Source organism: Neobacillus solisequens, from assembly GCF_051233465.1.
Taxonomy (GTDB): domain Bacteria; phylum Bacillota; class Bacilli; order Bacillales; family Cytobacillaceae; genus Neobacillus.
This window is the reverse complement of sequence record NZ_JBKFGJ010000011.1, coordinates 321363-335933: the sequence shown is the minus strand read 5'-3', so window position 1 is coordinate 335933 and position 14571 is coordinate 321363. Positions and strand designations below refer to the sequence as shown.

The window sequence follows — 14571 nt, the reverse complement described above, 5'->3', positions numbered from 1 at the left end:
TTTTAAATAATATCAACAATAAGGTGCGCTGATTGGCAGTTTCTCCCAAAGAACCTCTACCCATTAACAGTAGATATGAGGGGCAGCAGTTTTTTCTGTATAGAACTTAAATTTTAAATCCGTTTGTTAATTCTTTTAAACGTTTCGCCATATCTGATAGCTGATTTGTTGTTTTTTCCATTTCGTTCATGGTCAGAACTTGTCCATTGATACTTTTACTAATATGTTCCGTTCCGGCTGCGATCTCACTGGAGGCGTCCGCCAAATTGGCTACTGCCTGTCTCATTTCTTTTGATGAATTCGCCTGCTGTGTATTCATTTTGTCAATTTGCTCTACTTGATTTACGATACCTTGAATATGGTTCATGATATTTTGAATAGATTCGCCAACCTCGTCGGCATTTTTAACACCTTCCGTTACTCTTTCTTCCACTAAATGAACGGATCGTACAGCTGAGATGGATTTTGCTTGATTATCTTTTACAAGTTCAGAAATTTCAATGGCCGCCTTGTTGCTCTGATCAGCCAGTTTACGAATTTCCTCAGCAACGACACTAAAGCCTTTTCCCGCCTCTCCTGCACGTGCTGCTTCAATAGCAGCATTTAAGGCAAGCAGGTTAGTTTGGGTAGAAATTCCTGAGATAATTTGAATAATTTCCCCGATTTTTTTTGATGATTCATTTAGATCATTGATGATTACCGTAACATCTTTTGAAGAAGCAGCCATATTGGTAATGGAATCAACCACTTTAGAAATTTTTCCGGCACCTTCTTCTGCAGCTTGTTTTGCCTTTAGAGTATTGTCATTCGTTTGCCTCGTCGCCATAGCGGTAGATTCTGAAAAATTGACAGCTTCTATCAGATTTGAGGTCGTCTGCTCAGCAAATGCCGCTCCCTGAGAAGTACCTGAAGCAATCTCTCCAATGGTTTTTGAAATCATCTCCAAGGATTGAACGGTCACACCCGTCGCTTCGTTTAATTGTCCACTTGATGTCGAAATCGTTTCAGATGAAGCCGCCACCTCTTTGATAATGTCCCATAATTTTCCAATGAACAGATCAAAGCTTCGGCTCAGTTCACCCATTTCATCCTTGCTGTTATAACCAATTCTCTGGGTCAAATCACCATTGCTTTGTGAAATTTCATTTAACTTTGATGTGACACCTTTAACAGGTATCACAATCGATCTAGTAATAAATACCGATAAAAGTAAGGTAAAGATAGCACTAGCTGCCAATACAGAAATAATAATTAATAGAGTGGTTTTGTAAACCGATTTGCTGTCATCGTATGTTTTTTGGGCATTTTTGACTTGGTTGTCAATTAACTTGTCCAGTGCATTAATGGCTTCCTTCCGGGTTGAGTCCATTTTCACCATACCCTGAGGCGGACCTGCAGTTGCCCCTTGCTGTATAGTAGTATCCACCGTTTGTTGTGCCTCGTTTGAGTGCACAAACGATTCAGAAGCAGTAAGGAAGGCGTTCACCTTTTTTACCATGGTTCTGAATTCTGAATTATTTTTGTATGCCGTTAACTGTTTCTTTACAGTAGCTTCTCGAGTTGCTACATCCTTCTGAATAGCTGACATTTCTTCAGCATCATCACGTGCATCCATAATGGAAGTAGATTGTGTCTTTATGTATTCGATATTTGATTTTAGATCCTCGAGTTGGACAATGGGTACAAGACGTGAATCATTCAATTCTTTTACCTTTGAATGTAAATCGGAAATTTGATTGAATGAAACGTAGCCAATGATAGCAAGAAATAAGAAAAAACTTGCAGTTAAAACGCTAATTTTTTGAGCAAACCTAAAGTTCTTAAAAAAATTCATAATGATGCCAGCCTCCTGATGATAAATTACATATGAGGACATTTAAGCATATGTTCCTTAAGTTTTCCTTAAGCAAAAGGCTATGTTGTAGAATACTGTTGATTTTGTCCTGCTAAGAATATTACGAAGTGTCACCTAATATATAATTCATTTTATAAAACTGAATGTTTGCTTTACTGTATTTGAAAAATAACCGGAAAAATTCCACTAAATTTGGGAAATACCCATATTTTCTTGAAAATAAGCGGAATTTTCCCCTTATTTGATCTAAAACTTTGAGTTTTAGCCTATTTAGATTAGTTAAGCGGATTTCTCCGCTTATATCTGCTTCTTTTGCTTACTCTTCATCTATTAGCCGGATTTCTCCGCCTATCAATTCCTTTACCTCACGAAACCAACAATCAATATTAATAGAGTCAAGCAAAAAAAAGAGCTACTGTCTGGTCAAACGATCAGACAATAGCTCTAAATATTTATACGATTTTATCAAAGTGTACACGTTTATTAATGAAATACATAATCGGCATTCCCACGGCCATCACGACTAATTCTCCAGCAGCAGTAGTTAACCATGTAAACAAGAAGGGCAGTTTAATGGCTAGGTGTAATTCAATGGCAATGAGGAACATTGTAAAAGTAAAGACAATCGTATTCACGATCATTCGTGTCCATATGCATTTAATAAACTTTGCACATAAAATCGTGATTAACAAGGCGATTAATGATTGACCCACGCCAAATATAAGGTCGGCCTTCATTGGTGAAAAGAACAGATTAGTAAGAAAAACGCCAAGAATAATGCCATAAAGATATTTTTTGTTAAATACAACCAGATGGTTAAACATTTCTGATACGCGGAACTGTACTTGTGTGAATCCAAATGGCTGGATTAGAGCTGAAACAGCAATGTACAAGGCAGCAACAATTCCGTTGACTGCAATTTCTTTGATTCTACTTTGTGATTTGTCCGGTTGATAATGAACACCGAACGCTTCATTTGTTTTCTCCATATTCATTTCTCCTTAGTTTTTTTAAGTGGGAGGTTCTCGAACCACTAGTTAGTTACCTGCAAACTAGTATAATAATATAGAACGTACAAACAGTCAATGACACTTTTTTAAACTTGTTATAAACTAGGTAAGAATGATAACAGAATGAGGGAATGCACATGAGCTTAGTTGAAATTATTGTATTAAACAAAGAGGATGCCATAATGGCAGAGGCAAATGGAGCAGATCGATTAGAATTAGTATCTGCCATAGGAGAAGGTGGATTAACCCCCAGTTACGGAATTATCAAAACAGTGGTAAACAGTGTTGATATCCCAGTAATGGTCATGGTGCGTCCGCATAGCTGCTCCTTTACCTATCTAAAAAATGAATGGTCCGCCATGAAGGATGATATAAAAATGATCAAGGAACTAGGTGCGGCAGGGATTGTTTTTGGTGCGCTTACGGAGCACGGGACTTTGGATTTTGAGTTTCTATCAATGGTATTGGAAGAATGCAAAGGTCTCTCGGTTACGTTTCACCGGGCAATCGACGAAACCAACCCCCTTGGACTTTATCAATCGCTCATTGGCAGTTCCTTTCATGTGGACCGCATTTTAACTTCTGGAGGAAATCCGACGGCAATTGAAGGAATCAGCACATTAAAAGAGATGATCCAACAATCGAAACAATCTGCGCATTATCCAATCATCATGCCCGGTTCTGGACTGTCCTTAGATAATATAGAATTTGTTCACAAAGAGCTTCGTGCCAGTGAATATCATTTTGGCTCTGCGGTCAGGATGGGAGGAAGCTTCCAGAATCAAATTGAAGGAAACAAGATCAAACAATTAAAAGAATTGCTTACGTAAATGAAAACACCCAAATATGCCTTTGGGTTGTTTTCGTTTAGGACATAGCCCGTAATCCGATTACCCCAATCATGATTAAGCCCACACTAATAAACCGCCCGATATTTTTGGATTCACCAAAAAGGTACATGTTAATTAAAACGGCTCCAGCAGTGCCAATCCCCGTCCAGACTGTATAGGCTATACTTAACTGTATATAATGGAATGATGTATACAAAAATACAAAGGAAAGTCCAAACCCGCCAATATAAAGAAGTCCATTTCGGATCGATTTTTTTTGGCTATATAATTTTAAACCTGCAGCCCCGATTACCTCACTGGCAGCAGCCAATATTAAAAACAACCAGCCCATTGTCAGGCGACCTCCTTCCTAACCTCTTTATGTTCTTCACGATGATCAGCAAGATTCAAGCCAATCACTCCGATTACAATGAATGCCATAAACAGTAATTTAAGAGTGTTCATGCTTCCACCAAACAGAAATATATCCATTAAGACCGTCCCTATTGTACCAACACCAGCAAAAACCGAGTAAACGGTACCCGTTGGCAAACTTTCACAAGCCTTAGGCAAGATGTGGAAGTCAGTAAAAATGATGGCGATAACCATACCCCATTCCCACCAAGTGACGGCTGTGTTAAATCCATATACCCACATTAACTCAAAGATGCAGGTCATTCCTACATACATCCAGGCTTTGTTCATTTTTATCACCTCGTGTTGCACCCTAATTTTGAATTAAGTCATTATTTTAGAATACCATAAATACAAGAAAAGATGTTTAATCTGATAAAGTACTGTAAGGAAATGTTCATCATTTACTGAAAGTGTGATTTATATCACGAAATAACTTTATTCACCTTATTATAATTAGAAATACAGGGAAAAAATGTTAGGAGGATGGTGAGTAAATTTGGAAATTCCATTTAGATCACTTTATACCGAAATTGGTGGGCAGGAAACGATTAATAAACTGGTTGAGGCCTTTTACCCTCGTGTTTATGACGATCCAGATTTGGCACCATTATTCGAAGGGGATATGGAAGAAATTAAAAGGAAGCAGAGGATGTTTTTACCTCAATTTTTAGGGGGGCCAGCCCTCTACAGTGCGGAATTTGGTCCTCCTGCTATGAGAGAACGTCACCTGCCATTCGAAGTAACGCCAAAAAGAGCAAAAGCTTGGCTCGGCTGTATGAAGGAAGCATTTCATGAAATTGGTCTTGATGAAAACCCGGCAGGACTAGCTTTTTATGACCGCTTAACACAAGTAGCTGGTATCATGGTGAATAGTTCTGATTAGTTTATAAAAATCCTCATCCATTGATGGGGATTTTTTTGTTCTTAATATAGTAGGTTTTGACTTAGAGAATTGTCTAGCTCCAGTGCCCTAGCGGCTAGTGTCCTTCGCTCTCCGCCCTACGATAAGTCAACATCGAATCACCTCCTGCTCCTGCGCCAAAGCATAATCGATGAAGTGGCTGTTCAGCTCGTCGCAAAGCCGCAGGATGATCTCGCAGGAAGTAACTTGGCTCTTCGTGTTTCCTTTATCTCAGTTGGAGAGACTCCACAATGAAGGCTCCGGCAGCATGGGCATCGCACGAAGGAAAAGCGTTAAGCTTTTTCGAGGAGGTCATACGCCGATGACTAGGGCACTTACACTTTTCTTTTTTTTCTGGTATAGTTTGGATGTTTAGATAAAGGAGGGGAAAGTTACGTGAAAAAAGATGACAAATGGTGGAAAAAAAGTGTTGTATATCAAATTTATCCACGCAGTTTTAATGATTCAAACGGAGATGGAGTTGGTGATATTTCAGGTATTATTGAAAAATTAGATTACCTGAAATTATTAGGTGTGGACGTAATTTGGCTCAGCCCTGTATATGATTCACCTAACGATGACAATGGTTATGATATCCGTCACTATCAAGAGATTATGAAGGAACTTGGTACCATGGAGGACTTTGACCAACTGCTTGCCGAACTCCACAAACGTGATATGAAGCTCGTGATGGATCTTGTAGTCAATCATACCTCTGATGAACATGAATGGTTTGTGCAGTCAAAACAATCAAAGGAAAACCCTTACCACGATTATTACATTTGGAGGGAAGGGAAGAACGGCAAGGAACCGAATAATTGGGGCTCTTTTTTCAGCGGCCCGGCATGGGATTACAATGAGGCAACCGATGAATATTATCTACATTTATTTTCAAAAAAACAGCCTGACCTTAATTGGGAAAATCCAAAGGTGCGCGAAGAAGTCTATCGGATGATGAAGTTCTGGCTCGATAAGGGTGTAGATGGTTTCAGAATGGATGTTATCAACTTGATTTCAAAAGAACCAGGTCTGCCTGACGGTCCACAGCAGGATGGACAGTTATACGGAGACGGCACCTCGTACTGTATGAATGGTCCAAGAATTCATGAATTTTTACAGGAGATAAACCGGGAAGTTCTCGCCAAATATCCGGTGATGACAGTGGGAGAAATGCCGGGAACAACTCCTGATGATGCTATTGCTTACACAAATCCAGAGCGTCACGAAGTGAATATGATTTTTACATTTGAACATATGGATTTGGACAGTGCACCTGGCGGGAAATGGAATCTAAAGCCGTTAAACTTGGTCGATTTAAAGGATAACTTAACCAAATGGCAAACCGGGTTACATAATAAAGGCTGGAACAGTCTATATTGGAATAACCATGATCAGCCGCGGATTGTTTCTCGCTTTGGCAATGACCAAGAGTATCGCGTAGAGTCGGCAAAAATGCTGGCGACCTGTCTCCATTTCATGCAAGGAACCCCGTACATTTATCAAGGTGAAGAAATCGGTATGACAAATGTAAAATGGGAGTCCCTTGACGATTACCGGGATATTGAAACAATTAATATGTACCACGAGCGTAAAGAACTGGGCTATTCTCATGAGGAGATTATGACTTCGATTTATGAAAAAGGGAGGGATAATGCCAGAACTCCAATGCAATGGGACGATACAGAGCATGCAGGTTTTACAAACGGTACACCATGGATCAAAGTGAATCCACGTTATAACGAGATTAATGTTAAAAGTACCTTAGAGGACCCACAGTCGATTTTCTATTATTATCAGAAATTAATCTCACTTCGTAAGGAACTGGAAATTATAACGGAGGGCGACTTTCATTTATTGATGCGAGATCATCCTTCATTGTTTGCTTATGAGAGGAACTGGAAAGAGGAGAGCTTGATCGTCTTATGTAATTTTAGTGGGGAAGAAATAGTCTTGGATGACAGCAACTTATTGAGCCGAATTTCAGATTACAGAACTCTCATTGCGAACTATGAACAGCGGGAAATGAAAAAACTGCGCCCCTACGAAGCGATTGTTTTGAAAAAATAGGGCAGTTTGTCATTTTTATAAGATGAAGGACAAATGTATATAAGGAAATTTAGACATTTTTCTATCATTTTGATCTTGAAGGCCAAAGGGAAGGATACTTATTTGGGATTTGTCTTTCACAAGGGGAATGAAAGACAATACACATTAAGGGATCGTGTGAAATCGACTTTCATCAGCGGTATGAAAGACAAAATGCATGAAAAGTCCGTGGGATTTGTCTTTCACAAGGGGTATGAAAGACAAAACGCAAGAAGAGAACGTGTGAATCGTCTTTCATCAGCGGTATGAAAGACAAAACGATAGAGGAAATTATTTAAATCGTCTTTCACAAGGGCTATGAAGGACAAAATGCATGAAAAGGATATGTTAATAGTCTTTCATCAAGAAAATGAAAGACAAATCACTATTAAATTCACTGCGACTGCCAATCGGCCACTAAATGAAAGACACTTTCAAAACACAAAAAAGTGTCTTTCGTTTTGAAAAAACGTTTGCACAAAAAATATAAAAGTGATACTATGAAATTACCGATTAGTGCAACCGTTTTCACTAATTCGTATATAGCATATAGAAAGATAGGGGGGAATAGTAGAGATAACCGTTTAAAGGAATATTGCTATATTAATATGCAACAATTTTAGTACGGTTTTTCTGCTTTTTTGCGCAATCGATTTCACAACTTAATAGTTTGAGGGTTTTTTAAGCTTTTATTAATAGTTTCTAGTTGAAATCAAGGTATGTTCTATTGTGCAAACGATTTCCCAAATAGAAACAAATAGAATGTCTTTGACAAACCAATGCAAACTAAAAGCAACCATGAATTTATAGTTTGCGCATAGAAATGTAGCAAATGATCACTATTGATGTGGAGGTAAATCATGAACAAGAAAAAATTATTTTCCGGAATTGGAGCAGGTGTTCTTTCATTAAGTCTTCTTTTAACAGGCTGCGGCAATGCGGACAAAAGCGATTCAAAGGAAAGTTCAAAAGACAATGTAACTATTGATGTGTTCCAATTCAAAGTGGAATTTAAAAAGCAATTCCAAGATGTAGCCAAAAAATATGAGCAGGAGCATAAGGGAGTAAACATCAACATCACCACTGTTGGTGGCGGTGAAGATTACGGTGCAGCCTTAAGATCAAAATTTGCTTCCGGTAAAGAGCCTGCCATCTATAACATTGGTGGACCTCAGGACGTTCAAGATTGGCAGAAGAAATTAGCTGACCTTTCTGACACTGATGCAGCAAAAGCTGCTTTAAAAGGCACTCTTGATGGAGTTACAAAAGATGGAAAAGTACTTGGATTGCCTTACAACCAAGAAGGTTATGGATTTATCTATAATAAGAATGTATTTAAAAAGGCAGGAATTGATCCAGAATCAATTAAAACCTATGCAGATTTGGAAAAGGCTGTAAAAACGTTAGACTCTAAGAAAAGTGAACTTGGCTTAAAAGCAGTTTTTGCTTTACCAGCAAAAGAAACTTGGGTAACTGGATTACATTTATCCAACGCTTTCATTGCACCTGAATTTGATAACAACGTATTAAAAGCTTTCAACTCTAAAAAAGTTGACTTCAAATACGGTGATGCATTCAAAAAAGTCCTTGATATGCAAAACAAATATTCTGTTCAACCTACTGTAAGCCTTGATTACTCACAACAAGTTGAAGAATTATTCTCTACTCAAAAAGTAGCGATGATTCAACAAGGTAACTGGGTATATGGTTCAATCGCTGGTATCGATCAAGAGTTTGCAGACAACGGCATTGGAATTTTACCAATTCCAGTTGAAGGCTATAAAGAAGATGCGATCCCAGTTGGAATTCCAATGTATTGGGGCGTAAACAGCAACAAAGACAAGAAAACACAAACTGAAGCTAAGAAATTCATTGACTGGTTATACACATCTGATGAAGGTAAAAAAGCTGTAATCAATGACTTCAAGTTTATCCCTGCTTATGAGGGCTATGATGCATCACAAATCAAAGATCCACTATCTAAGCAAATATATCAATATGCACAAGATGGCAAGACAATCGGCTGGACATTCATGGGTTACCCAACAGGTTGGGGACAAGATGAGCTTGGTGTACAAATTCAAAAATATTTAAGCAATCAAACAAGCTGGAATGATCTTGTAAAAGAAGTACAAAAATCATGGGAAACGAAACGAAATAAATAAGTTCTCTTGAAAAAAATAATAATGGGTCCCCCTCAAATAGGAGGGCCCATTGTTATTCACTTTCCGCTTTTCTTATGAGAGACAAGGGCCTGGTTCATAAGGGGATGGTTCTTTATCAATCAGCCCCTTTTCTTTCCAAATTAAGTCTCACTTTACACTTGGAGGTTTTTATATATGTTACGCACAAAGGATTTATCCTACTGGTTATTTTTGGCTCCAGTGCTGCTGGCTTTATCTTTGGTTGTCATTTTACCTCTAGTTTTTGGGATCTACTATTCCTTTACCGATTGGAATGGAATCGATGTTGGAGGATTTGTTGGATTTGATAACTATATTGCCGTTTTTAAGGATCAGGAGTTTTTGGATTCATTATGGTTTACCGTTAAATTCTCCGTTGTTTCTATTATTTTAATCAATTTTATCGGTCTTTCTTTAGCACTTATTGTTACTTCAAAAATTAAAACAAATAAATTTTTAAGAACCATCTTTTTTATGCCAAACTTAATTGGTGGACTGATCCTGGGATTTATCTGGCAGTTTATTTTTATAAAAGTGTTTTCTAGTTTGGGCGAAATTCTAGGAATGGAGAGTCTACAAGGTTGGTTATCCACCACTCAAACAGGTTTTTGGGCACTGGTAATTTTGATGAGTTGGCAAATGTCCGGTTACATCATGGTCATTTACATTTCTTATCTAGAGGGTGTGCCTTTTGAATTGCTAGAAGCATCTGAAATTGATGGTGCAAATCCTTTTCAACGCTTCCGCTACATTATTTTCCCTTTGGTAGCACCAGCTTTCACTGTAAGTATGTTCCTTACCTTGTCAAATACCTTTAAGCTTTATGATCAAAACCTTTCTTTAACAGCAGGCGGTCCGTTTAATTCCACCCAAATGCTGGCGATGGAGATTTTTAAAACAGCCTATACGGATAACCTATTAGCTTTTGCACAAGCCAAGGCCGTGATTTTCTTCATTATCGTAGCAGTTATTTCCTTGACCCAAGTATACTACAATAAGAAAAAGGAGGTTGAAATGTAATGCGTAAAAATAAATGGACACTAGAAATTTTAGGCGTACTTTTAGGCCTGTTATGGCTATCTCCTTTTTACTTAATGATTGTAAATTCGTTCAAAACAAAAAGAGAAATTTTTTCAGATACATTAAAACTTCCAGAAACCTTTACATTTGATAACTACGTTGAAGCATTTACTGAGTTAGATTTCCTAAAAACGTTTTTAAATTCCGTTATTATTACGGTAGTCAGTGTATTAGTAATCGTTATTTTTTCTTCGATGGCAGCTTATGCCCTATCAAGAAACAAGGGTAAAGTTAGTACCGTCGTCTTCTTTATCTTTGTTGCTGCCATGCTGATCCCGTTTCAATCCGTTATGATCCCGCTTGTCACTATTTTTGGGAAGATGGAAATGCTGAACCGCCCAGGGATTATATTCATGTACTTAGGATTTGGAGCAAGCTTATCCATATTCTTATATCATGGAACCTTAAATGGAATTTCAAAATCGTTGGATGAAGCAGCGACGATTGATGGTGCCAACAAGTTTCAAATTTTCTGGTACATTATCTTTCCAATGTTAAAACCAATTACTGTAACAGTTGCCATTCTTAATACGATTTGGATTTGGAATGACTACTTATTACCATCACTTGTCATTAACCAAGAGGGCATGGAGACGATTCCATTAAAGATGTTCTTCTTCTTTGGAGAATATACAAAGCAATGGCACCTTGCATTAGCGGGACTTTCCATTGCTATCATACCGGTTATTATCGCGTACTTCTTTGCCCAGCGTGAAATTATTAAAGGGATTTCCGACGGTGCGGTTAAGTAAAGAGATCAATTATTTTTGAAAAAAATGCAATTTGTATTAGGAGGAAGTCATGGTGGTAACGATTAAAGACGTGGCGAAGGCAGCAAATGTATCACCTTCCACTGTTTCAAGGGTGATTGCCAATAATCCAAGAATCAGTGAACAAACAAAACGAAGAGTTAAAGAAGTGATGGAGGAATTAGGTTATTATCCAAATCTTCAGGCGAGGAGCCTTGCTGCCAAAAGTACACAAACCATTGGGGTTATCATGCCCAATTCTGCCTACCATGCCTTCCGAAATCCCTTTTTTCCGGAGGTTTTAAGGGGAATTAGTATGAACGCCAATGAAAGCAAATACGGAATCTACCTGTCTACCGGAGCAACGGAGGAAGAAATTCATGAAGAAGTGCTTTCGATGGTGATGGGAAGACGCGTTGATGGAATCGTTCTATTGTATTCCAGGATAAATGACCGCACGATGCAATTCCTTGAAGAGGCCGGATTTCCTTTCACGGTTGTTGGTCGACCAAGTGTAAATGAAGAACGGATCACATATGTTGATAATGATAATGTCGCGATTTCAAAACAAATTACTAACTATTTAATCAAACATGGTCATAAACGCATTGCTTATATTGGGATCAACTATGAGTTTGTCGTAACATTTGACCGGATTAATGGATATAAAGCCGCATTGAAAGAAGCGGGAATTCCTTTGAATGAGGAATATATCATTCATGAGAGCTATATTATTGAAAAAGGCAAAGACTCCATTCGTACGTTAATGGAGTTACAAACACCCCCAACAGCTTTGGTCACCCAGGATGATTTAATGGCTTATGAAATTATCAGTTATCTGGAAACACTTAATATAAAAGTACCAAATGATATTTCGGTAGTAGGATTTAATAATCTTTCCTTGTCTGAACACTCAAGACCACCATTGACATCAGTTGATATCGGTACTTTTCAGTTGGGCTATGAAGCAACCAAGTATTTAATTGAAAAAATAGAACAACCTGACTCTTTGCCAAAGCGGATCACCATTCCCACTAAATTAATTGAACGTAAATCAGTGGCAACTATTAATTAAACATTCACATGATGAAATGGGTAATGCTACCCGAACAAAAAAATGTATACAGTCAGAGAGGATTTCATATGGATAAACAATGGTGGAAAGAAGCAGTTGCCTATCAGATCTATCCCCGCAGCTTCATGGATTCAAACGGGGATGGAATAGGTGATATTCAAGGAATTATCTCAAAGCTAGATTACTTAAAAGATTTAGGAATTGATGTCATTTGGGTTAGTCCAATGTATCAATCACCAAATGATGATAATGGCTATGATATTAGCAACTACCAAGAAATTTTGGGTGAATTTGGAACGATGGCTGATTTTGATCAGCTGCTACAGGAAACACATAATCGAGGTATGAAGCTTATCTTAGATTTAGTCATAAATCATACGAGCGATGAACATCCATGGTTCATTGAATCCCGCTCATCAAAGGACAATCCAAAAAGGGATTGGTATATTTGGAGGGATGGCAAGGAGGGCAAAGAGCCGAATAACTGGGAAAGCATTTTCTCGGGACCAGCCTGGGAGTATGATGAAAAATCTAACCAATATTTCATGCATCTTTTTTCAAAAAAACAACCCGATCTGAACTGGGAAAATCCAGAAGTACGGAATGCTTTGTATGACATGGTAAACTGGTGGCTTGATAAAGGGATTGATGGTTTCAGGGTGGATGCGATCAGCCATATCAAAAAAGAACCCGGTCTTAAAGATATGCCAAATCCAACTGGCCTTAAATATGTTCCATGTTTTGGAAAAATGATGAATGTTGAAGGGATCCATACCTTTTTAAAGGAATTAAAAGAAGAGACCTTCGCAAAATATGACATCATGACCGTTGGTGAAGCAAACGGGGTAACCGCTGATGATGTCAAAGATGTAGAGCTTTGGGTTGGCGAAAATCAAGGAAAATTTAATATGATTTTTCAATTTGAGCATCTTGAACTTTGGGATGCCGAGGTCAAAAAAGAGCTTGATATCGTTGAATTTAAAGAAGTACTTTCACGTTGGCAAAAAGGACTTGAAGGCAAGGGCTGGAATGCGTTGTTTATTGAAAACCATGATAAAGCTCGTGTGGTTTCTACCTGGGGAAATGACCAAGAGTACTTGAGAGAAAGTGCTACAGCGTTTGCGGCTGTTTATTTCCTAATGCAGGGGACACCCTTTATTTATCAAGGCCAAGAAATCGGCATGACTAATGTTCAGTTTGATTCGATTGATGATTATGATGATGTATCGGCGAAAAATATGTATCGCTTGAAGCGTGAAGAAGGAATTCCGCATGAGAACATAATGGAAGTGATCTGGGCTTCTGGGCGCGATAATTCACGGACACCGATGCAGTGGTCCGATGCAGAGAACGGTGGATTTACATCAGGGAATCCATGGTTAAAAGTCAATCCGAATTACAAGAAGATTAATGTGGCAGCGCAACAGCAAGATGCTCAATCTGTCTTACATTTTTATAAAAAATTGATTCGCTTAAAGAAGGCGAATGAAGTATTTACGTACGGTACTTATGACTTGATATTAAAGGATGATCTGCAAATTTTTGCTTACACCCGGACATTAGGCGATGAAAAAATCATCGTCATGGCCAACTTATCGGTTGCATCGGCAACTGTCACTGGAGTAAAGGTTGACTACGATCAACTGTTATTAAATAACTATGAGGTTCCAAAGCATCAGCCACAAACAGAAATAATGCTAAAACCTTATGAGACAAGAGTGTATCGATTGAACTAAGAAGAGACGATTCGGGAGGAGAACCGAATCGTCTTTTTCCTATCATGATTCTGAGAGAATCCTTCATGAGTTTTCTCACCCATTTGAGATACCATTACCTGTTAACCAAATGAGGGCGTTTACTTAAAAGAATAAGATATATTAAGGTGGATTCATTTATAAAGTCCACTTTTTTGCAGGGATCATTGTCCCCATTTCAAATTAATAGTTAAGGTGCAACAATTGCCGAAGGTAGTTTGGCTGCCTTTTGCGGTCAGCATAAGTTCTACCCCTGATGGAGTGAATTTGGTTGTAACCGGGACCTTAAGGCCGGTGGATTGAATCAGTTGATCGACCTCAGCCTTTTTCCCTTGCTGTGCAAACGTCATGATTTTGTGAGCAAAACTAACATTGCTTAATCGGTCTAACAATAAACTTCCTTGTTCCATTAACAAACGAAAGGATTTTATAGAGCTTTCAAATATTTTAGTATCCACAGGTGGATACGTACGAGGGAATTGGACATTGATCATATACCCCGGTTGAGCTGTTAACACGGGGTGCATGAGGTAGTAAGGGAAGTACATAGAAACGCTCCTTTCATGATCAAAACACAAGGCATTATACGGTATGTTTGCGGGAGGGGTTTGGAAACTTGGTTTTCTTAGCAA

The 14571-nt window shown here is 38.3% G+C and carries 14 protein-coding genes and 1 riboswitch; of the genes, 9 read left to right on the top strand and 5 right to left on the bottom strand.

All coding sequences use genetic code 11. The annotated features are described in order from the left end of the window. Positions 1-106: 106 nt before the first annotated feature. Both ACI3K6_RS13065 and ACI3K6_RS13060 read right to left on the bottom strand, forming a co-directional pair. Positions 107-1834, bottom strand: a complete 1728-nt coding sequence (locus tag ACI3K6_RS13065) for a methyl-accepting chemotaxis protein (protein WP_435555165.1) — start codon at positions 1832-1834, stop codon at positions 107-109. 473 nt (positions 1835-2307) lie between these two features. After that, positions 2308-2844, bottom strand: a complete 537-nt coding sequence (locus ACI3K6_RS13060) for a QueT transporter family protein (protein WP_435555164.1) — start codon at positions 2842-2844, stop codon at positions 2308-2310. A 6-nt stretch (positions 2845-2850) separates the two neighbouring features. Then, a riboswitch (PreQ1 riboswitch) is annotated at positions 2851-2895 on the bottom strand. Positions 2896-3002: 107 nt separating this feature from the next. On the opposite strand from ACI3K6_RS13060, the gene ACI3K6_RS13055 reads away from it, so the two are divergent. Then, complete coding sequence (locus tag ACI3K6_RS13055; RefSeq protein ID WP_435555163.1) at positions 3003-3695, top strand: copper homeostasis protein CutC; 693 nt, start codon at positions 3003-3005, stop codon at positions 3693-3695. Between the two features lie 37 nt (positions 3696-3732). Here the strand turns inward: ACI3K6_RS13055 and ACI3K6_RS13050 are convergent, their stop codons facing one another. Both ACI3K6_RS13050 and ACI3K6_RS13045 read right to left on the bottom strand, forming a co-directional pair. Next, a complete protein-coding gene (locus ACI3K6_RS13050) occupies positions 3733-4047 on the bottom strand; it encodes a DMT family transporter (RefSeq protein ID WP_335482386.1) in 315 nt (104 codons plus the stop codon). A 2-nt stretch (positions 4048-4049) separates the two neighbouring features. Further along, entirely contained in the window at positions 4050-4400 is a 351-nt protein-coding gene (locus ACI3K6_RS13045; RefSeq protein ID WP_335482385.1) for a DMT family transporter, read from the bottom strand. Positions 4401-4608: 208 nt separating this feature from the next. Between ACI3K6_RS13045 and ACI3K6_RS13040 the strand changes: the two genes are divergently transcribed. The 8 genes from ACI3K6_RS13040 to ACI3K6_RS13005 all read left to right on the top strand — a co-directional run bounded on the left by ACI3K6_RS13040 (position 4609) and on the right by ACI3K6_RS13005 (position 13921). Next, on the top strand, positions 4609-4995 hold the full coding sequence (locus ACI3K6_RS13040; protein WP_435555162.1) for a globin domain-containing protein: 387 nt from the start codon (positions 4609-4611) through the stop codon (positions 4993-4995). 69 nt (positions 4996-5064) lie between these two features. Next, positions 5065-5268: a hypothetical protein gene (locus tag ACI3K6_RS13035; protein WP_435555161.1), complete on the top strand. Its 204-nt coding sequence runs from the start codon at positions 5065-5067 to the stop codon at positions 5266-5268. Between the two features lie 141 nt (positions 5269-5409). Continuing rightward, positions 5410-7080, top strand: a complete 1671-nt coding sequence (locus ACI3K6_RS13030) for a glycoside hydrolase family 13 protein (RefSeq protein WP_435555160.1) — start codon at positions 5410-5412, stop codon at positions 7078-7080. An 878-nt stretch (positions 7081-7958) separates the two neighbouring features. Further along, the gene (locus tag ACI3K6_RS13025; RefSeq protein WP_335478000.1) at positions 7959-9263 is read left to right on the top strand and encodes an ABC transporter substrate-binding protein; all 1305 of its coding nucleotides are present in this window, start codon (positions 7959-7961) and stop codon (positions 9261-9263) included. Between the two features lie 174 nt (positions 9264-9437). Next, a complete protein-coding gene (locus ACI3K6_RS13020) occupies positions 9438-10301 on the top strand; it encodes a carbohydrate ABC transporter permease (protein ID WP_335478001.1) in 864 nt (287 codons plus the stop codon). Then, positions 10301-11113 carry a carbohydrate ABC transporter permease gene (locus ACI3K6_RS13015; RefSeq protein WP_335478003.1) on the top strand — a complete coding sequence of 271 codons (813 nt, stop codon included), beginning with the start codon at positions 10301-10303 and terminating at the stop codon, positions 11111-11113. The genes ACI3K6_RS13020 and ACI3K6_RS13015 overlap by 1 nt, the downstream gene beginning before the upstream one ends. Positions 11114-11162: 49 nt before the next feature. Beyond that, positions 11163-12185, top strand: coding sequence for a LacI family DNA-binding transcriptional regulator (locus tag ACI3K6_RS13010; RefSeq protein ID WP_335478005.1), 1023 nt, complete (start codon positions 11163-11165; stop codon positions 12183-12185). Positions 12186-12253: 68 nt separating this feature from the next. After that, complete coding sequence (locus tag ACI3K6_RS13005; protein WP_435555159.1) at positions 12254-13921, top strand: glycoside hydrolase family 13 protein; 1668 nt, start codon at positions 12254-12256, stop codon at positions 13919-13921. 182 nt (positions 13922-14103) lie between these two features. Here ACI3K6_RS13005 and ACI3K6_RS13000 read toward each other — a convergent pair whose 3' ends face one another. Beyond that, positions 14104-14487 carry a YuzC family spore coat inner layer protein gene (locus ACI3K6_RS13000; protein ID WP_435555158.1) on the bottom strand — a complete coding sequence of 128 codons (384 nt, stop codon included), beginning with the start codon at positions 14485-14487 and terminating at the stop codon, positions 14104-14106. Positions 14488-14571: the final 84 nt, after the last annotated feature.

What these genes read in the sequence shown, in the direction of transcription:
- ACI3K6_RS13065 (WP_435555165.1), bottom strand. Translation starts at nt 1,834, where the DNA reads ATGAATTTTTTTAAGAACTTTAGGTTTGCTCAAAAAATTAGCGTTTTA.
- ACI3K6_RS13050 (WP_335482386.1), bottom strand. Translation starts at nt 4,047, where the DNA reads ATGGGCTGGTTGTTTTTAATATTGGCTGCTGCCAGTGAGGTAATCGGG.
- ACI3K6_RS13045 (WP_335482385.1), bottom strand. Translation starts at nt 4,400, where the DNA reads ATGAACAAAGCCTGGATGTATGTAGGAATGACCTGCATCTTTGAGTTA.
- ACI3K6_RS13055 (WP_435555163.1), top strand. Translation starts at nt 3,003, where the DNA reads ATGAGCTTAGTTGAAATTATTGTATTAAACAAAGAGGATGCCATAATG.
- ACI3K6_RS13015 (WP_335478003.1), top strand. Translation starts at nt 10,301, where the DNA reads ATGCGTAAAAATAAATGGACACTAGAAATTTTAGGCGTACTTTTAGGC.
- ACI3K6_RS13010 (WP_335478005.1), top strand. Translation starts at nt 11,163, where the DNA reads ATGGTGGTAACGATTAAAGACGTGGCGAAGGCAGCAAATGTATCACCT.
- ACI3K6_RS13060 (WP_435555164.1), bottom strand. Translation starts at nt 2,844, where the DNA reads ATGGAGAAAACAAATGAAGCGTTCGGTGTTCATTATCAACCGGACAAA.
- ACI3K6_RS13000 (WP_435555158.1), bottom strand. Translation starts at nt 14,487, where the DNA reads ATGTACTTCCCTTACTACCTCATGCACCCCGTGTTAACAGCTCAACCG.
- ACI3K6_RS13020 (WP_335478001.1), top strand. Translation starts at nt 9,438, where the DNA reads ATGTTACGCACAAAGGATTTATCCTACTGGTTATTTTTGGCTCCAGTG.
- ACI3K6_RS13005 (WP_435555159.1), top strand. Translation starts at nt 12,254, where the DNA reads ATGGATAAACAATGGTGGAAAGAAGCAGTTGCCTATCAGATCTATCCC.
- ACI3K6_RS13025 (WP_335478000.1), top strand. Translation starts at nt 7,959, where the DNA reads ATGAACAAGAAAAAATTATTTTCCGGAATTGGAGCAGGTGTTCTTTCA.